At 57.3% G+C, this 18,714-nt stretch carries 21 protein-coding genes; 1 reads left to right on the forward strand and 20 read right to left on the reverse strand.

What is annotated here, in order from left to right; genetic code table 11:
- Positions 1–15: 15 nt before the first annotated feature.
- The 10 genes from KORLAC_RS13485 to KORLAC_RS13530 form a co-directional block, all read right to left on the reverse strand.
- On the reverse strand, positions 16–1,398 hold the full coding sequence (locus tag KORLAC_RS13485; protein WP_068307305.1) for a sodium-dependent transporter: 1,383 nt from the start codon (positions 1,396–1,398) through the stop codon (positions 16–18).
- A gap of 181 nt (positions 1,399–1,579) precedes the next feature.
- Positions 1,580–2,110 (reverse strand): hypothetical protein, encoded by a 531-nt coding sequence (locus KORLAC_RS13490; RefSeq protein WP_068307307.1) that lies wholly within the window; start codon positions 2,108–2,110, stop codon positions 1,580–1,582.
- Between the two features lie 52 nt (positions 2,111–2,162).
- Positions 2,163–2,405 carry a hypothetical protein gene (locus KORLAC_RS13495; protein ID WP_068307309.1) on the reverse strand — a complete coding sequence of 81 codons (243 nt, stop codon included), beginning with the start codon at positions 2,403–2,405 and terminating at the stop codon, positions 2,163–2,165.
- 743 nt (positions 2,406–3,148) lie between these two features.
- On the reverse strand, positions 3,149–5,056 hold the full coding sequence (locus KORLAC_RS13500; RefSeq protein WP_068307311.1) for an NAD(P)-binding protein: 1,908 nt from the start codon (positions 5,054–5,056) through the stop codon (positions 3,149–3,151).
- A gap of 127 nt (positions 5,057–5,183) precedes the next feature.
- A complete protein-coding gene (locus KORLAC_RS13505) occupies positions 5,184–5,663 on the reverse strand; it encodes a glutathione peroxidase (RefSeq protein WP_068307313.1) in 480 nt (159 codons plus the stop codon).
- A 68-nt stretch (positions 5,664–5,731) separates the two neighbouring features.
- Positions 5,732–6,103: a DUF6768 family protein gene (locus KORLAC_RS13510; protein ID WP_068307314.1), complete on the reverse strand. Its 372-nt coding sequence runs from the start codon at positions 6,101–6,103 to the stop codon at positions 5,732–5,734.
- Positions 6,100–6,651 carry an RNA polymerase sigma factor gene (locus KORLAC_RS13515; protein WP_068307316.1) on the reverse strand — a complete coding sequence of 184 codons (552 nt, stop codon included), beginning with the start codon at positions 6,649–6,651 and terminating at the stop codon, positions 6,100–6,102. Before KORLAC_RS13515 ends, KORLAC_RS13510 begins: the two co-directional genes overlap by 4 nt.
- A 71-nt stretch (positions 6,652–6,722) precedes the next feature.
- Positions 6,723–7,094: a DUF6768 family protein gene (locus KORLAC_RS13520; protein WP_068307318.1), complete on the reverse strand. Its 372-nt coding sequence runs from the start codon at positions 7,092–7,094 to the stop codon at positions 6,723–6,725.
- The gene (locus tag KORLAC_RS13525; RefSeq protein ID WP_068307320.1) at positions 7,091–7,621 is read right to left on the reverse strand and encodes an RNA polymerase sigma factor; all 531 of its coding nucleotides are present in this window, start codon (positions 7,619–7,621) and stop codon (positions 7,091–7,093) included. Before KORLAC_RS13525 ends, KORLAC_RS13520 begins: the two co-directional genes overlap by 4 nt.
- Before the next feature lie 64 nt (positions 7,622–7,685).
- Positions 7,686–8,495 (reverse strand): PhzF family phenazine biosynthesis protein, encoded by an 810-nt coding sequence (locus KORLAC_RS13530; RefSeq protein WP_068307322.1) that lies wholly within the window; start codon positions 8,493–8,495, stop codon positions 7,686–7,688.
- Between the two features lie 106 nt (positions 8,496–8,601).
- Here KORLAC_RS13530 and KORLAC_RS13535 point away from each other — a divergent pair, with 106 nt between their 5' ends.
- Positions 8,602–9,555, forward strand: a complete 954-nt coding sequence (locus KORLAC_RS13535; protein WP_068307324.1) for a hypothetical protein — start codon at positions 8,602–8,604, stop codon at positions 9,553–9,555.
- A gap of 30 nt (positions 9,556–9,585) precedes the next feature.
- Here KORLAC_RS13535 and KORLAC_RS13540 read toward each other — a convergent pair whose 3' ends face one another.
- From KORLAC_RS13540 to KORLAC_RS13585, 10 genes are all read right to left on the reverse strand, one after another.
- Positions 9,586–9,942 carry an ArsC family reductase gene (locus KORLAC_RS13540; protein WP_068307326.1) on the reverse strand — a complete coding sequence of 119 codons (357 nt, stop codon included), beginning with the start codon at positions 9,940–9,942 and terminating at the stop codon, positions 9,586–9,588.
- Positions 9,943–9,944: 2 nt separating this feature from the next.
- A complete protein-coding gene (locus KORLAC_RS13545) occupies positions 9,945–10,862 on the reverse strand; it encodes a cation diffusion facilitator family transporter (protein ID WP_206594970.1) in 918 nt (305 codons plus the stop codon).
- A gap of 130 nt (positions 10,863–10,992) precedes the next feature.
- Positions 10,993–11,499: a F0F1 ATP synthase subunit B family protein gene (locus KORLAC_RS13550; RefSeq protein ID WP_074519418.1), complete on the reverse strand. Its 507-nt coding sequence runs from the start codon at positions 11,497–11,499 to the stop codon at positions 10,993–10,995.
- A 2-nt stretch (positions 11,500–11,501) separates the two neighbouring features.
- The gene (locus tag KORLAC_RS13555) at positions 11,502–12,041 is read right to left on the reverse strand and encodes a F0F1 ATP synthase subunit B family protein (RefSeq protein ID WP_068307328.1); all 540 of its coding nucleotides are present in this window, start codon (positions 12,039–12,041) and stop codon (positions 11,502–11,504) included.
- A 148-nt stretch (positions 12,042–12,189) separates the two neighbouring features.
- Complete coding sequence (locus tag KORLAC_RS13560) at positions 12,190–12,414, reverse strand: F0F1 ATP synthase subunit C (RefSeq protein WP_068307330.1); 225 nt, start codon at positions 12,412–12,414, stop codon at positions 12,190–12,192.
- Positions 12,415–12,476: 62 nt separating this feature from the next.
- Positions 12,477–13,232, reverse strand: a complete 756-nt coding sequence (locus tag KORLAC_RS13565) for a F0F1 ATP synthase subunit A (RefSeq protein WP_175445650.1) — start codon at positions 13,230–13,232, stop codon at positions 12,477–12,479.
- Positions 13,233–13,269: 37 nt separating this feature from the next.
- Positions 13,270–13,695, reverse strand: coding sequence for an AtpZ/AtpI family protein (locus tag KORLAC_RS13570; RefSeq protein WP_068307335.1), 426 nt, complete (start codon positions 13,693–13,695; stop codon positions 13,270–13,272).
- 80 nt (positions 13,696–13,775) lie between these two features.
- On the reverse strand, positions 13,776–17,234 hold the full coding sequence (gene smc, locus KORLAC_RS13575; protein WP_068307337.1) for a chromosome segregation protein SMC: 3,459 nt from the start codon (positions 17,232–17,234) through the stop codon (positions 13,776–13,778).
- Between the two features lie 80 nt (positions 17,235–17,314).
- Entirely contained in the window at positions 17,315–18,004 is a 690-nt protein-coding gene (locus KORLAC_RS13580) for a thioredoxin domain-containing protein (protein ID WP_068307339.1), read from the reverse strand.
- A gap of 90 nt (positions 18,005–18,094) precedes the next feature.
- Positions 18,095–18,694 carry a DsbA family protein gene (locus KORLAC_RS13585; RefSeq protein WP_068307341.1) on the reverse strand — a complete coding sequence of 200 codons (600 nt, stop codon included), beginning with the start codon at positions 18,692–18,694 and terminating at the stop codon, positions 18,095–18,097.
- Positions 18,695–18,714: the final 20 nt, after the last annotated feature.

The following is an 18,714-nucleotide window of genomic DNA, read 5'->3' on the forward strand; positions in this document are numbered from 1 at the left end:
GCCCGAGGACAAGCCTTACCCCGCCACGGCGCCGACAAACAGCGCGGTGATGCAGATGGGGGCGACATAGCGGATCACCATATGCCACGCCCGGAACAGCGGGCCGTCTGCCATCGGCAGCGCCTGCCGCACGTCCTCACGGCTTAGCGCCCAACCCACCATCAGCGCATAGGCCAGCCCCGAAAGCGGCAGGATGAAATTGCTGACGCCTTCGCGGATCAGGTCAAAGAAGGTCATGCCGCCGAGGCCGAGTGCGGCGAGCGGAAACACATCCTTGCCACCCGCGAAACTGTAGGAGGTCAGGAGGCTGATACCCACCACCAGCGCGGCCATGACAGTCGCGCCCCTCCTGCGGGACCATCCGGCTTCCTCCAGCCGCGCCACGGTGGGCGACAGCAGCGAGATGGATGAGGTGACCGCCGCGAAGGTCAGCAGCAGGAAGAAGGCGAAGGCCACCACGGCCCCGCCCGGAATGTCTGCAAAAATCAAGGGCAGCGTCAGGAACACGAGGCCCGGCCCCGCGGCCGCGTCCACCCCGCTTGAGAAAACCAGCGGGAAGATGGCGAGGCCTGCGGCGAGCGCCACAAAGACGTCCATCGCCACGATCCAGAAGGTGGCGCGCGGCAGGTTGACGTCCCGCCCCATATAGCTGCCGTAGGTCATGATGCCGCCCACCCCCACGCCGAGCGTGAAGAAGGCCTGCCCCATGGCCTCCAGGAACAGGCGCGGCGTGAATTCCATTTCGTGGAAGCCGAACAGGAAATCCACCGCCTTGCCGAAGTCGCCCATGTTGCCGGAATAGATGACCATGCCAAGGAGGATCAGCAAGAGAAGCGGCATCATCACCTTGCCGGCTTGCTCAAGCCCCGTGTTGATGTCGAACGAGACGATCAGCGCCGTCAGCCCCATGAAGATGGCCGACCACAGCGCCATCATCGGCATGCTGGATTTGAAATTGGCATCCAGCGCCTGGACGTCGGCGTCTGACCAGCCGGCAAAGCCGCCGCCCGCGGCCTCCAGCATATAGTCCATCGCCTGCCCCGCGATCACCGCATAGAAGGAAAGCACCAGAATGGTGCCCACAAGCCCGGTCCAGCCCACAAGCGGCCAGTGGAGTTTGCTGCCCACTTTCGCCTGCAGGCGGCCGAGTGCGGTGGGCGGCGAGGCCTTGCCCATGCGCCCCAGCATCAGCTCGGCCATGAAGGCGGGCGCGGCCACCAGCGCAAGCGCCAGCAGGTAAATCAGCACAAAGCCGCCACCGCCATTCTGCCCCGCCACATAGGGAAAGCCCCACACATTCCCCAGTCCCACGGCCGACCCGGCGGTGACAATGATGAACGCGATGCGTGATGAGAATGATGGATAGGCGGAATTTTCGCCCGTACCAGCGCCAGCCATAAGCCCTCCCCCGAGGTGTGTTTGTGAACCGGCGGACAGGATGTTGCATGTGCACGATTGGGGCAAGGGAATTCGGACAGCTACATTTTATCGCCACAGGTTTGGCGGTGATAGCTGTTCTGTTGACAGATAATATGCCAGGCCCTGAAGCACAGCTTTCGACCCAAAGCGGACTTAGCAGTTATTGCTGATCTCTGCGGCCTAATATTTGGAGGAAAACCTGGTCTGGGTTATAATTGGTCCTGAATGGAACGTATCGGCCATTGCGCTTGCAGGTATAAAGCCAGTCCATCGCTGCACCCTCACAAAATCCTACTTCGACCGCAAAGGCCATGTCTGTAGCGTTGCTTTGTTGCTTAGCAATAGCGGTACCGTACAGAAACTCCGACACTTCTCTGGGAATGTATTTCAGTTTCGTGGCTGCGTCTCTGAAAGTAATGACGTCATCGAAAGCATTGCCGCCGTGGATTAAGCCAAGGAGATCGTCAATGGCTTGCCTGTCCCTATCAAATCGATCTTGTTCCCTGTGTAATATGGTTACAGAGACAGTATACATTGCAGCGGTTATCGCTGCGGCGGCACTAATAAGGCCCTGAAAGCGTTCTACCCAATTATCATCGATAATGAACATGCATAGAGCAACGAACATTGTTCCGAGGAAGAACGCTCCTATAAACGTGTGCCATTGAACGTAACTGAACCATTCCCGCATTATTCATCTCCCCAATGCTATCCTCAGCACTCAAGGGCGGCTGTTCCGGCAATCATGCCTCCAACGCTGCCTTTAGCCATTGTATAACAGTTCCAATGGCTACGCCGCTTTGCAGCATCTGAGAGACCTTGGCCTGTTGTTCCTTATTTAACTTCACCAAATTTTCTTTGAAGTTAAATTCAGTAACCTCGCCACCGGCTTCAACTGAGACTATCTCACCGACACCATCAAACACAGAATTGTCGATGTCCATTTTTCCAATGGTGCCTTTCACCTTAAATAGAGGACCTTTCAATATGGCCTCCTTTGCTAGTGGCCTTGGTTGGCAGTACGTTCCTGCCAATATTTTCGGAGTTCTTTCGCAAGTACGTGGCAATCTCGTGGCCAGTTCTGCTGGATAGCATGCCGGTCATAGTTGTTTAAAGCCACACGGGCTTTCGGCAATTGGTTTAAATTTGGGAGCGACAGAACAGCCCGGGCGAAGACTTCAAACTCGATACTTTTGGCGTACTCAGTACTCATATACGAAACCCTTTTTTAAAACTATATGAGACAATAATACCATATAATGGTGTACAGGAAAAGGTCGACACAACCACTAGTGCACACTGAGAGCTGCAGCGCCCTATTCGCGCCGTGTGTTGGTCTGCTCATACGCGAGCCTTGGTCACTTGCCTTGATGTCCGCTTCTGGCCGGAAGGCGACATTCGTCTTGATGTTTGAATGATCCGTTAGATAAAAAATTGGGTCACCCTGCCTTAGCGAATCCAAGCGTGATCGCATGCCCATTTTGACCTCAAAATGTTCGATTATGGCGAGTTACTAAGCACTTTCTGGAAGCACTCACCTTGGGCGTCTGGCGCTCGTGAAATTGGGCACTCTTTGGGCCCTATAGGTGTGCCCTTTTTGTGAATTTGGGCCCTATGGGGACGTGATGTGTGCCCTTTTTTTGGGGAACCGCCAAAATCATGCGACATGAGGCAAGCTCATGATTAGGGTGCAAGGAATGTCCCCGGCACGTGGCCGGGGAGGACGGGGTTAGCCGAACAATTCATCCACCGCGCGGATGGCGGCGTCGACGGCGCCGTTGACGTAGGCGTAGGCCGCGCTGTCAGAATTTGCGATGGCGAGCTTGCCCACGGGCTGGCGGGCGGTGATGTGCGGGCCTTTTTCGGGTGACCACTCAGGTTCAAAAAGCTCATTATATTCATAGGCATAGCCGTGCGGCCAGCGGTTCACCGTGATGGCGGCGATGTCGCGTTCGGCGTCAAACCCGTATGGCCCCAGCGCGCCCGTCAGCTGGTCGATGGCGGCCTGTTCGAACTCCTCGAACGAGGTGCCATACATCTGGTAGCGCCCGGCCTTGTGCTGCTCGCGGCTCATCAGCCCCGGTGCCTTCGGCACATGCACCATATGCACGAGGATCGGTTTCTCGGGGTCGTGCGAGAAAGCGTAGCCGCCCATGGATACCGGGAAATCGAGCGAGAAATTGCTGTAAAACCCACCCGGCGTGTAGACATAATTCACCCCGGCTTCCCTGAAGGCCCGCCAGTTTCTGAGCGCCACATTCACGTATGCCAGCGGCACTTTTTCCGGCCACTGCAGCGCCTCGATTTGTTCTTCGGGAAGCTCCGGCATGATGAAAGGCAGGACATGGTTATAGCAGGCCATGATGCCAAAGCGGGCTTCCACCCGCTCAACCCGGCCGTCGCGAACGTAAGTGATATCAACGCCTTCAGCGGTATTGCGCGCCTCCACAGCGGTGGCGGACAGGCGGATGCGGACGTTGTTTTCCGCCAGGTCAAGCCTGTCATAATGCACGCGGGCCAGCGCCTCTTCTTCCATTGTGGTGGCTTCCACCGCACTCGGGATCAGCTTGGCGACCGCGAGCCGCGCTACGCCGGCGTTGCCGTCCGGGAAGTGGAAAATATAGGGTTCGTCGCTGTCGTAGGGGTGCGGGACGGCGTAAGGGTCAATCCCCAACCCCAGCGTGCCGCCAATGCCGAAGCGCACCGCTTCAAGGCCGGAGATCGCGTCCCAGCCCAGCCCCCAGGTGCCGACGACCTCGTCGCGCAGCAGGTCGCACACGCTTTCGCTCAGGCCGCCGTGTTTGGTCATGCAGTCCTCGAAGGAGGTCTGCATGAGATAGTCGATCTTCTCATCTTGGTTCAGGTGTGCGAGCCAGTCTGGCTGGTCGATCAGCCAGGTGTGCAGGGCTTTTTTGTCAGCGTCTTCAAGGGGTAAGCCTTTGATCAGCGCCGCCAGGTCAGCCTTCTCGGCGTCCGTATAGGCCGCCAGCACGCTGTGGCTGCCGCCTGCACGGCTGCGCTTGAGAAGCCTACTGTCGCCGAACGTGTCGGCGCCCGGGTGGATGCCTGCAGCCAGGCCCTGGCGCTCATAGAAGCTTTGGTCATAGAAGCGGTAGAATTTTTCCGTGTCGATGCCGAGGGTCTCAAGAAACGCCTTTGACCCCGTGCTATAGTCGGCCGGGCTTTCAAGCGACTGGCTGCCGCCGTAGCCCACCAGCAGTTCGCCGTCCACGTTGAATTCATTGCGTTTGGCGTGGCCGCCAAAATCGTCATGGTTATCCAGGATCAGGATACGCGCGCCCTGCCCCAGCTTTTCCTGCGCCAGCACGGCTGCCGCGAGGCCCGAGATGCCGCCGCCCACGACCACAAGGTCATAAAGGCTGTCCTTGGCCTTCCTGGGGCGGTCATAGGTCTGGCCTTCCCAGGATATGGCGTGGGCCACTTCGAAGCTGCCCACATGGCTGCCGCGCAGGCCGGTTTTTGCGGGTGGATAGGTCCAGGCGCCTTTGCTGGAGATCAGCCCTTCCGCCATTGCCTTCGCCGGGCTCATGCCAAGCGCCAAGCCGGCCCCCGTCAGCCCGGTCAGGGCCACGCCGTTCAGGAAATCTCGCCTGTTGATGCCCTTCAGCCTGGACATGGATACTCACTCCCACAAATCATGCTCCACCCCGAGCATTTCCCGGAAACCATAAACCAGGTTCGAATGGGCGCAAAGAAAAATGTGATCACATTATTAATATACTGATATATCTAATCTTTTAGGCTTACAGCAGCGCTTCGATGGCGGTGCGGATATCCTCCGGCTTGGTCTTTGGCGCAAAGCGTTTGACCACATTGCCGTCGCGGTCCACCAGGAATTTGGTGAAGTTCCACTTGATGCGCTCGGTGCCCAGTACGCCTGGCTTGACGGCCTTCAGGTGCTTATAGAGCGGGCTGGCACCGTCGCCATTCACGTCGACTTTCGCGAACATCGGGAAGCTGACGCCGTAATTGATCTGGCAAAACTCGCCGATCTCGTCGTTCGAGCCCGGGTCCTGCTTGCCGAACTGGTTGCAGGGGAAGCCGAGGATCACAAGCCCCTTGTCCTTGAGGTCCTGGAACAGTTTCTCAAGCCCTTCGAACTGGGGGGTGAAGCCGCATTTGGAGGCCGTATTGACCACCAGAAGCACCTTGCCCTTATAGTCCGCCAGGTCCTGCGGCTTGCCGTTCAGGCGGTCGCAGGTGAAATCATGTACGGATGTCATTGGCTCTCTCCCTTGTTCCCGTTGCCCCAAGGTAACGCAGTGGGGGGAGAAGGCAAGGCAAAGTGCCGTCAGTCGCGCTTGGTCATCATCTCGCGCATATCAAGCTGCAGCTGCTGGATATCGCGCTTCATGGCCACCCGGCCCACCTGCATCCAGGCCCACATCTCGAAGGCCAGCATCACGATCACCGCAAGGATGGCCCACACCCCCCAGATGAGCTTGTCTTCGACGCCTGAGGCGCCTGAAAACTCGATCAGCAGCCACACCGAGACAACGCCAAGCAGTATGGTCACCGTGGACACAAGCCACATCCAGCGGCGCATGCTGCCCTTGTAAGCCATGGCGATCATGGCGGGCATGCTGTCATCTGTGATCATGGCATCGAGTTCAGCGCCTTCGCGCTCCAGCTCCGCCTTGATCCGTTCATCAATGCTGGTCATGCCAGTTCTCCTTCTTCTGCACGCACCTGCGCCTGCAAGCGCCCGCGTGCCCGGTTAAGCCGCGATTTGACCGTGCCCACAGGCACATCCAAAACCGCGCTAATCTCCTCAAGCTTCATGTCTTCAAGATAAAACAGGTAGATCGCCTGCTGCTCGACATCCGGCAGGCGACCAATGAGCGCCCGAAGCTGGTGGCGCGTGACGCGGCCATCCATGGCTCCTACGCTTGCGGCAGGTTCAACCACGCCGTCTTCCTCAAACGACAGGGGCTCATTCGGGCGCTTGCGCAACTGGTCGAGCGCCCGCCACCTGACGGCCTTGAAGATACGCGCCCGAAACATGCCAGGATGGTGCAGCTTCCCTAGCGTCCGCGCCACCATCAGCCAGGCTTCCTGAACTGCGTCAAAGGCGGCGGCCTCATTCCTGAGCATGCGGAAGGCGAACTTCACAAGCGACGGCTGGTAGGCGCGGTAAAGCACGGCGAAAGCCCGCTCGTCCCCTGCCTGCGCCTTCAAGACCAGCGCCTCTTCCTGTGTCCGTGCCTGCACGCGTGCCTGCCTCCCTTTTCCCTATAAACGGCCAAAAGGCCAAAAGGTTCAAGGGAGACAGACGTTTATTATCAACCCACTTTCCGGGCCAGAGCAGCGACAGCAAGTTCAAGCCGCTTGATTTCCCGCATCATGCTGGCCCGGTTCATTTCCATCCAGCTCCACTGCTTAAGCGCCACCTGCGCCGCAACGCTGATAAGGGTACAAAAGCCCCAGAATGTCTGGTTCGCGGCATCGGCTGTAAAGAAATTATAGCCACACCAGAGCATCACCGCTGTTACCAGAAGTGTGACCCCCCCAATGAGCCACACCCAGCGGCGCATACTGCCCTTGAAGGCTGCCGCCACCATGTCAGGCAAACCACCCTCTGACGTCAGAAGCTCGTCGATGCCCTTGGCTTCCTTGGCCAACTCATCCTTAATCATGTCATCAAACTTGCTCATGTCTCGTCTCCTGTCATACGGCGCCTGAGCCGATCCCGGGCCCTGCTCAGCCGTGATTTCACGGTGCCCACGGGCACGTCTTCCACTGCCGCGATTTCCATCACGGATAGTTCCTCAAGGTAAAACAGCGTCAGGGCCACCTTTTCCTTTTGGGGTAGCGCCGCAAGGTGGCGCGAAAGCTGGTCACTGGTCGCCAGGGGTTCTTCGGTTTCCACGGCGAGTGTTGCCTCTTCGCCGTCGAGCGTTTCCTGCTTCATGGGACGGCGGCGCAACAGGTCCATCGTACGCCAACGAGTGGTCTTGTAGGCCCACAAGCGAAAGCCTCTTGGATCCTGAAGCTTCCTGAGTGTTCTTGAAAGGGTGACCCAGCTTTCCTGAACCGCATCAACCGCAATATGCTGATCGCCACACAAGCGGTAGGCAAAGCGCCGAAGCGGCGCATCATTGGCGCGAAACAGCTGATCGAATGCCTGGCTGTCTCCACCCTGGGCGGCCAGTACCAACAAGTCCTCGCGCGCGCGGTCCATATCTGTCTGTCCCCTTGTTTCCCTTTAGGACGCAGAACAGGAAAGGGAGGTTCAAAATATTTTATCAGGGCAACAAAAGCGTACCGCGCATCACTTCAACAGCCTGGCCAGAAATCTTGACACGGTCACCCACCACCTTCAGCCACAAATCACCGCCCCGCGCCGAGACTTGCTTCGCCCGCAATTCCTGTTTGCCAAGTCGCTGGGCCCAATAGGGAGCCGCCGCACAGTGCGCCGACCCTGTCACGGGGTCTTCCGGTATCCCCTTGTTCGGGAAAAAACAGCGCGAAACGAAATCGATCCCGTCATCGCCTGGTGCCGTGACAATGAACCCATACGGCGACAAGGCCGCCATTTTCAGAGGATCGGGCGCCAAGGTCCGGATGGTTTGGGCATTGTCATAGACCAGAAGTAGATCATCGTCGCCGGTGTTGGCGTCCAGAACCTCACTTGGCGCGGCGCCCATGGCCTCAGCCAGCCCCTCTGGGCCAGACATAGGCTTGGGGTGAAGATTCGGGAAATCCATCTCCAGGAAGTCACCGGCATGAACAACCGTCATCAAACCTGAGGCAGTATTGAAACGGACCATCTCCCAGTCAGGGTGAAGGTGCCTGAAAACCACATGGGCAGACGCGAGCGTCGCATGACCACACAGTTGGACTTCAATGGAAGGCGTAAACCAGCGCAGCTCATAGTCCACGTCATCAGATGCAGACGGTACGATGAAAGCCGTCTCCGCCAGGTTGTTCTCCAGCGCAATATTCTGCAGCAGCCCGTCATCAAGGAAAGCCGGTAGCGGACACACAGCCGCCGGGTTACCCCCAAAAGGTTGGTTGGTAAATGCATCAACTTGATAGACTGGTAGTTCGCGCATGCTGCTCTCCTGCTACCCGCCCAATAGACCTTCACGGACGCGATTTGACAAGATTCAAAACCACCCCTTACACTTTGGTGGGGTCGACAGACTTTGGGAGCGACTTATGAAAAGACGCAACTGGAACAGTTTCGCCGTTTTACCCATCCTTTTGACACTGGCAGCCTGCGACCCTGCGCCTTCCTCGACTGATGCAGACGTAGCTTTCCAACCGACCAACCTATTGGAACTCACAGCCTCCGGCATGCGGTTCGAAGGCCCGGAAACCATCAAGTCCGGCTGGACGACCATCCGCCTTAACAACAAAGACGATATGATCCATTTTGCCTTGGCCGCCAGGCTTCCGGACGGTATATCGGCTGTGCAATATTCCGACGAACTGGGCAGCGTATTCCAGCGCGGCTATGACGCCATGATGGCCGGAGACCATGAGCTAGCCGGCGAAATTTTCGGAGACATGCCAAGCTGGGCAACTGGCCTGACCTACCATGGCGGACCAGGATTGATTGAAGGCAACGCCATATCCCAGGCAACCACATTCCTACCGCCCGGCAACTATGTGATTGAATGCTATATCAAGTCAGGCGGTGTCTTCCATTCAGCCAGCTATCAACAGGGTGTGCTGGCAATGGTTCTGCCATTGACCGTTCTGCCTGAGAACGGTGAAATGCCGGAACCTGAAGCTGACGTTATCTTCACTCTGAACGGGAATGGCCTGTCCCTCAAAGACGGTGATCTGAAAGCTGGCACCAATATCATCCGCGTTAATTTCGATACGCAGATCCGATACCCCTCAGCAGTCGGCCAGGATGTGCATGTCTTCAAGATCGATAGGGAAGGCAGTGTTGCAAACGCCGTTACCTTCATGGACTGGCAGACCGAAGCAGGGCTGTCTGTGCCCGCCCCTGTTACCTTTGTCGGCGGTATCAATGACGTGATGCCCGCCGGGTCACATGGCTATTTCACGGTGGACCTGGAACCCGGACGCTATGGCTTCATTGCGGAAGTGCCTGACGCCGACAAAAAAGGCATGCTGCTGCAGTTGGATGTTCCTGGCTGAGAGACACTCGCGCCGCGCTCAAACCAATCGCTATGCCCTGGCCCAGGCCTTGATGGCCTCCTGTTCCTTGGGCGCGAACCCAAGCCGGAAGTCTCCGCCCTTCTCCCATACGGGGCGTTTAACCAGCGCCTCGTTGGCCACCATCAGGGCGGCAGCCTTTTGGGCATCAACGCCCGTGCGGTCGACATCCGGCAGTTTGCGCCAGGTGGTGCCCCGGGTGTTCAGCAGCGCCTCCCAACCAAGTGCGTCAACAAAACGCGCCATCAGGGCATCATCCAGGCCGTCGGCCCGAAAATCATGGAATCTGTGGTCCACGCCTTCTGCTTCCAGCCACTTGCGGGCCTTTTTGACAGTGTCGCAGTTTTTGATGCCATAGATGGTCAGCATACTTATTCCCCAATTTTTCCAAGTTCTTTAACAGTCAGCTCATCCGAGAGGGTGCTTGGTGGGTCCACATGGATCAGGACCTCGCTGTCCGGGTATGCCTCTCCGATCATCGCTTCAACCTCGTCGGCTATAAAATGTGCGTCCTGAACGGTCATTTCGCCATCAACCTCGATATGCATCTGGATAAACAGATCACGACCGGACATGCGGGTTTTCAGCTCATGCAGGCCGCGTACCGCCGGGTTTCCCATCGCCAGATTGAAAATCTTTTCACGGTCGTCATCCCCCAGCTCCTTGTCCATCAGCATATCGACAGCAGGCAACGCCACTTCCTGTGCTCCGTAAAGAATGTAGAGCGCAATCAGGATACCAAAGGCGCCGTCAGCATATACAAACCCCGACGCAGATGCCCAGGCAGCCAGGATGACTGACAGGTTCAACAGCAGGTCACCCTTATAGTGCAGATGATCGCCTGCAACGGCGAGGGAGCCTGTATGGCGCACCACATAGGCCTGGAAGGCCACCAGCACCAGCGACAGGGCAATGGCAAGCGCTGACACGCCCATCACCAAGCCCGATTGGGCGACCGGGTGCGGGGTCGCAACATGATTGATCGATTCCAGCAGCAGGAACACGGCGGAGCCCGACATGATTGCCGCCTGGAACAGCCCTGCCAGGGCTTCGGCCTTACCGTGGCCAAACCTATGGTCTTCATCCGGCGGCAGCAGAGCGGTGCGCACGGCAAAAAGCGTCACAAGCGACGCCATCAGGTCGAGGCCCGAGTCCGTCATGCTGCCAAGCATGGCCACAGAGTCCGACAACCACCAGGCAACCGCCTTTGCGGCCACGAGCACGGCTGCAACGCTCACGGAAGCCCGCGTCGCCCAGCGCATCAGGTTGTCACTTTTGTCTCGCGTCACTCTGTTGGTCCCTATCTCAAGCGATGTTGCTTTAGGGGTATATAAGATGGCTGCACAATCACAAGAAAAAACGCCCCGCCGGAGAGGCGGAGCGTTCGATCAGAACTGACAATTGCCAGAGCCTGAATTCTTAGTGAAGCTTGCTTTCGACGTCCGTGATGGCCTTGTCGACCAACGCGCCGCCTTCCTTGCCCTTCAGCTTGTCGGCAAACACTGTGCCGGCAGCCTTGATGGCAACATCAACAGCAACAGCGCGAACTTCCTTGATTGCATTGGCTTCAGCCTGGGCAATCTTGGCTTCTGCGGCGCGGGTGCGGCGCTCAGCCATGGCTTTGATGTCAGCTTTCGCCTCTTTCGCCATGATTTTCGCGTCTTCCTTTGCCTGGGCAACCATGTCGGCGGCCTCTTTTTCAGCGTCGCGTTGCTTGCGCTGGTAATCGTTCAGGAGCTTTTCAGCTTCTTCCCGGATTGCTTTCGCTTCGTCCAGCTGGTTACGGATCGTAGCCGTGCGATCGTCCAGCATGCCAGCAATTTTCTTGTGAGCTTTCGCATACACAACACCGCCAACGAAGACCACGAAGGAGCATGCAACCCAGAAGGTTGGATCGGTGAATACGGAACCGTGTGCATCAGCCATGGTTATGCTCCCTTCACGTCTGCGAGCGCTGCCTTGACAGCACCAGACACCGCGGCGTCATCGCCTTCGATACCGGCCAGCTTGGCAACGAGATCGCTAGCGACTTCACCAGCCACATCGCCGACACTAGCCAGTGCTTCATCACGCGCCTTGGCGATACGAGCTTCAGCTTCCGCAGCTTTCGCTGCCAGCGTTTCCTCGAGCTCGGCCTGGGCTTTCGCGATATCAGACTGAATTTTCTCTTTGGCCTTCAGGATGGTCTCCTGGGCCTGCTTTCGTGCCTTCGCGCTCGCTTCTTCATACGCGTTGCGTATGTCTTCAGCGTCCTTGCGCAGCCGTTCGGCTGTATCCAGATCGTTTGCGATCCGCTCTTCACGCTCTTCGAGGACTTTGGTCACACGTGGCAGAACCAGACGGGACACAATCACGAAGAGAACGATGAAGGTCAGGAACAGCCATACGACCTGCTCTTCAAAGGTCGCAATATTCAGCTGAGGAAGGCCTGCTTCCTTGTGTGCGACTTCTGTATGAGCTTCTGCCATCACATGCCTCTGTGGCTAGATGTTTCAATTGTTGAGCCCCTTAAGGCTCGATCCGCATTTCGGGCAATGCCCTCTTGCGGTCCAGATAAGCACCTGGCGCGATCAGTTACTGACCGCGCCCATGTGCTTCATTCGCAAACTGATCGTCTTAGGTGAAGAGGATCAGGAACGCGATAACCAGTGCGAACAGGGCAACAGCCTCTGTCAGGGCGAAGCCCAGGAGCAGGTTACCGAATACTTTCGGAGCAGCAGATGGGTTGCGCAGAGCACCCGACAGGAAGCTACCGAAGATGTTACCAAGACCAATACCAACACCAGCGAGTGCGAGAGTGGCGATACCAGCACCAATCATCTTTGCGGCTGCGAGTTCCATGTTAAATTCCTTCTCTATTGAATGAAGCTTGATTTCTAAACTGTAGTATTTTGTCCGGCGTCTTAGTGTGCAGGATGCATGGCATCATGCAGGTAGATGCAGGACAGGATGGCGAAAACGTAGGCCTGTAGGAAAGCCACCAGGATTTCCAGCCCCGTCAGGAAAATGTTGAAAGCAAATGGCAGCACAGCAGCAGCTTGGCCGGCAATGCCGATCGCGCCAAGGCTGATGATGAAACCAGCAAATACTTTCATCATGATGTGGCCCGCCAGCATGTTGGCAAACAGACGAACCGAAAGGCTGATCGGACGCGTGAAGTAGGACATCACTTCGATTGGAACGATCAGAATGTAAAGCGGCGCGGGCACACCAGACGGCGCAAAGAGCTTCAAGAAGCCCAGGCCGTGCTTGGCGAAGCCGATCAGCGTCACGCCAAGGAAAACAACCGCAGCCAGCGCGAACGTCACAATGATGTGGCTCGTCGTCGTGAAGCTGTACGGGATCATGCCCGCAAGGTTGCTACCAAGAATGAACATGAAAAGCGTGAAAATGAATGGGAAATACTGTTTCCCTTCACGCCCTACATTTTCTTTCACCATATTGGCTATAAATTCATAGGCCATTTCAACCATGGCCTGCCAGCGACCAGGAACCAGCGCATTCTTGCGCGTGCCACCAACCAGGAAAAAGGTCAGGGCGGTCACAACGATCACCATCCAAAGGGAACTGTTGGTAAAGGAAACATCAATCCCTGCGACTTGCATCTCTGCAAGGGGCTTGATCTCAAACTGCTCAAGAGGTCCTGCCACGGCTACCATCTCTTTAGTTGTGCAACCCGCTTTATGCGGATCGCGGTCAATCTTTATCCGCCTCGTCAGCCTGCCCTTGCAGACCATCCTCAGCTTCCCGCTGCATCTTGTTGGCTTCCCGGATCACATTCCGGATGCCCGCAGCAAAGCCAAGGAACAAAAAGGAGATCAAGAAACCGGGAGACGTATCAAGCCAACCATCTAGGTTTATGCCGATGATCAGGCCTACGCCGACACCCGCCACTAGATCGATGCCCATCCGGAAGGCTCTACCCATTGGAGACGGCCGATCGTCGGCATTTTCTCCCTGAGCCCTCTGTCGAGCTTGGCTCAATCGCTCTTCAAGCGCCTTGAGCTTTGGGTCATCTTCCGTGTCACCCATCGCTTTGGCCCCTAAAACCCCGCGTTTGACCAACCTTTTTGCCGGGCCACTTCCATAAAAAAAGAAGCCCGTAAAAGGCGCCTGCAACATAGTGAAGGCCCCACCCCGTGTCAAGGTCTATCGAAAATAAGTTAACTGATTGATTTAAAAGGAATTTATGGAAAATACCGTTAACCGGCCTCACGCAATTCCTCTGCACGTTCAAGGTCGACGGAAACGAGGGTCGAGATTCCGCGTTCTGCCATGGTCACACCGAAGAGCCGCTTCATCCGTGCCATGGAAACCGCATTGTGGGTCACAATCAGGAAGCGGGTGTCCGTCCGGCCGATCATTTCGTCCAGCAGATTACAGAATCGCTCGACGTTCGCATCGTCAAGCGGCGCATCCACCTCATCAAGGACACAGATGGGGGCCGGATTGGTGATAAAGACGGCAAAGATCAGGGAAAGTGCCGTCAAGGCCTGCTCGCCGCCAGACAGGAGCGATAGGGCCTGCAGCCGTTTGCCCGGCGGGCTTGCGAATATCTCGAGCCCCGCATCCAGCGGATCATCGGATTCCGTCAGTTCCAGATGGGCCTCACCCCCACCAAACAGGGTCTTGAACAGTTCCCCGAAGTGATTGTTCACCACATCGAAGGCCTTCAACAGGCGCTCGCGCCCTTCCCTGTTAAGGCTGCCAATGGCCTGCCTGAGCCGTGCTATGGCATTCTCAAGGTCCGCCCGTTCGCCCGTCAGGTGGGTCAGTTGCTCGTCTATCTCAGTAAGCTCTTCATCCGCCCGCAGGTTAACGGCACCCAACCTGTCGCGTTCACGCTTCAGCTTTTCAAGCTTGCTTTCCAGCACCATGGCATCAGGTAGGCTGTCGCTGGCTTCCAGACCGACCTTCTCCAGAAGCTGGGTAGGCGCGCACTCGAACCGTTCGCCAATCTGGGACGCAATGTCTTTCCGGCGGGAAACAGCGTTTTCAACGGCGGCGTCCGCCCGGATCTGACGCTCGCGGGCCTCAGACTGTGCCTCATGGATCGCCTTGAGCGCTTTGTCTTTCTCCGCCAGCTGTGCTTCCGCCGCCAGCAGCTTATCACTGCTTTCATGGCGTTCTTTTTCCGCCTTAGCGAGCTCGGACAACAGCGCCTGTCGGCGATTTTCCAGGTCTTCAGGGCTGGCTTCAGCATCCTTCAACTGGCGCTCAGTGTCAGCCTGGCGTTCATCCAGCGCCCTGAGCTGTTTCGCAGCACTATCAACACGCAGCTGCCATGCGCCCGATTCGGTCTGGATAGCACTGAGACGGTCGTTGCGGCTTTCGGCCTCCCGGCGCAGGCTGTCATAGGCCGCACGGGCGCTTGAAAGCTCAGACCGCAGCGCTTCCACTTTGGCTCGCGCTTCCTGAAGCTCGGCCTCAAGCTTGGTATTTTCCGGCAGCTCAGCAAGCTTTGCATCAATACTGGCCTGCCGCTCATTGGTTTCGGCTTCTTCCTGCGCCAATCGCGCGAGGCTGTCCTTCAGCATATTCACTTTGCTGGCGCGCTTGCTGGCTTCCTGTTCTGCGGCCACAAGGGCACGGCGTGCTTCTGCCAATGCCTTTTCGGCGTCCTGACGCACTTGCCGCTGGGCCTGTTCTGCCTCACGTGCTTTCTGGTGGGCATCGAACGCGTGCTGTGCGGCCTCGCCCGCTTCAGTGGCCTTCTTCGCTGCCTTTTCTTCCTCAGCCTTCAGCTTCACTAGCCGGTTCTGGCGCTCGAGCCTGATTGCAGCCTCGCTTGGCGCTCCGGCTTTCTGCACATAACCGTCCCAACGCCACAGCTTGCCTTCCCGGTCCACCAATCGCTGGCCGGGAAACAGCTTTTTCTGAAGGATATCGCCATCCGCGCCGTCCTCCAGCACTGCGGCAAACGCTACCCGGCGGTCAAGCACAGACGGGGCCGTAAGGACGTCCTTCAGAGGTGTCACACCTGCGGGCCAATCCGCGGCATCAAGTGGATCTTGCGCAGCCCAAAATCGCTTAGCCGATTCGCTCAGGCCCGCTTCTGCCTCTTCGCCAAGCACCGCACCAACCGCGATCTCGAACCCAGGCTTGGCCTTGAGGGACGCCGAAACCGGCTGGTCTTCGTCAGCGGCTGCCTGCTCCAGCATGCGCTCAAGGTTCGTGACTTCCGCAAGTACAGACTTGTGCGCGCCCTCACATTCGGCCTTCGCTGTGTCCGCTTCATTGCGGCGGTTGCGGGCCTCGAGAGTTGCGGCTTCTGCAGCCTGAAGGCTGTCAGCAACTTTACTGAGACGCTCTTCTTCTTTCTCAACGGTCTGCTCGGCTGTCTTCAGGGCGGAGAGGATCTCATCCTCGGCTGTCATGGCATCCAGTTCGCCGTTCAGGCGTGTCTGCTCGGACCGCAGTTGATCGCCCCGGCGCACAATCGCCAGCTTATCACTTTCCAGACTGGACCGACGTGCCCGCGCCTGGGCAGCGCGCTCGCTGATACCGTCATAGTCTGCTTCCGCAGCGGACGCCGCCTTGGTGGAGGCATCAAGCTTCTCGCGCGCCTGCAGCTCATTGTCTTTTTCCGCATCGCGGGCAGCTTCAAGACGCTTTTTCTCTGTCGTTAACCGGTCAAGCGCCGCTTTGGCATCAGCCGCAATCTCGGCTTCGCGTTCACGGTCCGCGCCAATCTGTTCGAGTGTCTGCCGGAGCGAGAGTGCTGCCTGCTTGCGCCGCTCGCTCTCCTGCTCCAGATTTTCGCGTTCGATAGATAGGCGCTGTAGTTTGGCAGCCGCCGCTGCATCCGCTTCCCGAAGGGGGGGCAGCATGGCAGAAAATTCTGCCTGCGCCCTGGCCAGTCCGGCGACTTTCTCTTCAATTTCAGCCGCGCCCTTCTCGGATTCCCGAAGCGCGCGTTCAAGCTTGATTACTTCTTCAGCCGCATCAGCCCAGCGCATGTAAAGCAGGCTGGCTTCAGCCTGCCGAATATCGCCCGAGATCGAGCGGTAGCGCACAGCTTGCTTCGCCTGACGCTTGAGGCTCTGGCTCTGGGTTTCCATGGCCTGGATCACGTCCTGCAGGCGCGTCAGGTTGCCTTCGGCGCCGCGCAGGCGGCTTTCGGCTTCTTTGCGGCGGGTGTGTAGACCTGAAATGCCCGCTGCTTCTTCCAGAATGGCGCGTCTGTCCTGCGGCTTGGCGTTGATCAGCGTGCCGATACGGCCCTGGCTGACAAGTGCCGGCGAGTGGGCGCCTGTGGCGGCATCTGCGAACAGCAGCTGCACATCTTTCTGGCGGACGTCCTTGCCGTTGATACGGTAGGCCGAACCTGATTCGCGCTCAATTCGGCGCGTTACCTCAATGAAATCTTCATCGTTATATTCGGCTGGGGCTGAACGGTCCTGGTTGTCGATCACCAGCGTCACTTCAGCCATGTTGCGGGCGGGGCGCTTGTCTGTGCCGGCAAAGATCACATCGTCCATGCCCGAACCGCGCAATGACTTGGCGCGGTTTTCCCCCATCACCCAGCGGATGGCTTCAAGAAGGTTGGATTTACCGCAGCCGTTCGGGCCCACAACGCCTGTCAGACCGCGCTCAATATGAAGCTCGGTCGGATCGACGAAGGATTTAAACCCCGATAATCGCAGACGCGAAAAACGCATGGCTGCGCCCTACTCCCCCTGTTGTCAAAACATCAAACAGGCGACCCCGTTCCCCAACAAGGTCGCCCTATATCAAGCTGTTAGCTGGCGTCATCCACCGCTTCAGCTATCTTCTCCAGAGCCTCATCAAAGGAAGAGAACTCCATCAGTTCACCATCAACCATAAAGCTTGGCGTCAGGGTGATATTGTGTTTCTTCACGGCGTCCTGCGTCATGCTCATCAGGTGCTTGAGCATGTCGTCATCGGACACACAGCGATCAAATTCTGTACGGCTGATACCCGCGCGGCGGGCAATAGAGGCCAGCTCATCCACAGGCGCCTTGGACCGGGCCCAATCGCCCTGACGTGCGAAATAAACCTTCATCAGCTTCTGGGTCGTTGCTGCGTCACCACAGCGAGCCGCAGCGGACGCCACGATATCAATCCGGTTCATGATATAATTGTGATACACCAGCTTCGCCTTGCCGGTGTCCAGCAGCTGTTCCTTGAGCTTCGGGAAATAATTATTCGCGAAGGTGGCACAGTGCGGGCACGTCAGGGACGCGAATTCGTGGATCTCGACCGGGGCATTCGGATCGCCATACACGATCGGGCCCCAGGTTCCCTCTGTCTTGGAATCGATATCAACAACTGGTGCATCGGCTTCAGCAGAGGCCTGCTGGGCATCGTCAGCCGCTGGCTTGTCGCCACTATCACCACAGGCCGCAAGCAAAAGTGCCGCGCCAAAGGCAGCTGCGAATTTGAACTTCGATACGTAGTCCTTGTGCATTAATTTATCCCCACTACTAGATATTGTGTTTACATCGCATGAAACATGCTGACGAGTCTTTTCTGAAACCCGCATGAAATTTCCTGTGGATTATTTTGCGGCCTCAACCGCTTCCTTGACCGCCTCAAACGAATGGGCCTCAAGGTGCTTTCCATTCACCATGATGTAGGGAATGCTGTTGATCTTGTACGTCTGGATGCCGTTCTGGGTCATTTCAGCCAGGTGCTTCTGGGCTTCCTGATCCGAGATACAGCGTGACATCTCAGGCTGAGTGATTCCAGCTTCCGTCGCGATGCCCGCAATCACCTCATAAGGGTTCTGCGCGCGCATCCATTCGTCTTGGCGGATAAAATACGTATCCACCAGCTGTTTGGTTACATCCCTGTCGGTCGTGCAACGGCTGATAACAGCAACCGCCATATCATAGCGGTCCCGCACAAAGTTGCGGAACACAAAGCGCACCTTGCCTGTGTCGATCAGATCCCGCTTGACCTGAGGGAAAGTATCACGGGCGAAATGGCCACAATGCGGACAGGTCATCGAGCCATATTCGATAACTTCCACCGGCGCTTCAGGCGAACCATATACAAGATCACCGGATACAAAAGGCTGGCTTGGGCCATCCTGTGCTGCCACTGCAGTCGTGAAAACCATGGCTGCAGCAGCCAGAAAACCCTTCTTGAAAGACATAACGCCCCCTACTTATAAAT

It is taken from the genome of Kordiimonas lacus (genome assembly GCF_001550055.1).
Classification (GTDB): Bacteria; Pseudomonadota; Alphaproteobacteria; order Sphingomonadales; family Kordiimonadaceae; genus Kordiimonas; species Kordiimonas lacus.

Bases quoted from the DNA above. Each gene is read 5' to 3' on its own strand.
- KORLAC_RS13550 (WP_074519418.1), bottom strand. From the start codon at position 11,499: ATGGCTGATGCACACGGTTCCGTATTCACCGATCCAACCTTCTGGGTT.
- KORLAC_RS13530 (WP_068307322.1), bottom strand. From the start codon at position 8,495: ATGCGCGAACTACCAGTCTATCAAGTTGATGCATTTACCAACCAACCT.
- KORLAC_RS13585 (WP_068307341.1), bottom strand. From the start codon at position 18,694: ATGTCTTTCAAGAAGGGTTTTCTGGCTGCTGCAGCCATGGTTTTCACG.
- KORLAC_RS13535 (WP_068307324.1), top strand. From the start codon at position 8,602: ATGAAAAGACGCAACTGGAACAGTTTCGCCGTTTTACCCATCCTTTTG.
- KORLAC_RS13520 (WP_068307318.1), bottom strand. From the start codon at position 7,094: ATGAGCAAGTTTGATGACATGATTAAGGATGAGTTGGCCAAGGAAGCC.
- KORLAC_RS13525 (WP_068307320.1), bottom strand. From the start codon at position 7,621: ATGGACCGCGCGCGCGAGGACTTGTTGGTACTGGCCGCCCAGGGTGGA.
- KORLAC_RS13485 (WP_068307305.1), bottom strand. From the start codon at position 1,398: ATGGCTGGCGCTGGTACGGGCGAAAATTCCGCCTATCCATCATTCTCA.
- KORLAC_RS13490 (WP_068307307.1), bottom strand. From the start codon at position 2,110: ATGCGGGAATGGTTCAGTTACGTTCAATGGCACACGTTTATAGGAGCG.
- KORLAC_RS13560 (WP_068307330.1), bottom strand. From the start codon at position 12,414: ATGGAACTCGCAGCCGCAAAGATGATTGGTGCTGGTATCGCCACTCTC.
- KORLAC_RS13565 (WP_175445650.1), bottom strand. From the start codon at position 13,232: ATGGTAGCCGTGGCAGGACCTCTTGAGCAGTTTGAGATCAAGCCCCTT.
- KORLAC_RS13540 (WP_068307326.1), bottom strand. From the start codon at position 9,942: ATGCTGACCATCTATGGCATCAAAAACTGCGACACTGTCAAAAAGGCC.
- KORLAC_RS13555 (WP_068307328.1), bottom strand. From the start codon at position 12,041: ATGGCAGAAGCTCATACAGAAGTCGCACACAAGGAAGCAGGCCTTCCT.
- KORLAC_RS13570 (WP_068307335.1), bottom strand. From the start codon at position 13,695: ATGTTGCAGGCGCCTTTTACGGGCTTCTTTTTTTATGGAAGTGGCCCG.
- KORLAC_RS13500 (WP_068307311.1), bottom strand. From the start codon at position 5,056: ATGTCCAGGCTGAAGGGCATCAACAGGCGAGATTTCCTGAACGGCGTG.
- KORLAC_RS13510 (WP_068307314.1), bottom strand. From the start codon at position 6,103: ATGACCAGCATTGATGAACGGATCAAGGCGGAGCTGGAGCGCGAAGGC.
- smc (WP_068307337.1), bottom strand. From the start codon at position 17,234: ATGCGTTTTTCGCGTCTGCGATTATCGGGGTTTAAATCCTTCGTCGAT.
- KORLAC_RS13505 (WP_068307313.1), bottom strand. From the start codon at position 5,663: ATGACATCCGTACATGATTTCACCTGCGACCGCCTGAACGGCAAGCCG.
- KORLAC_RS13580 (WP_068307339.1), bottom strand. From the start codon at position 18,004: ATGCACAAGGACTACGTATCGAAGTTCAAATTCGCAGCTGCCTTTGGC.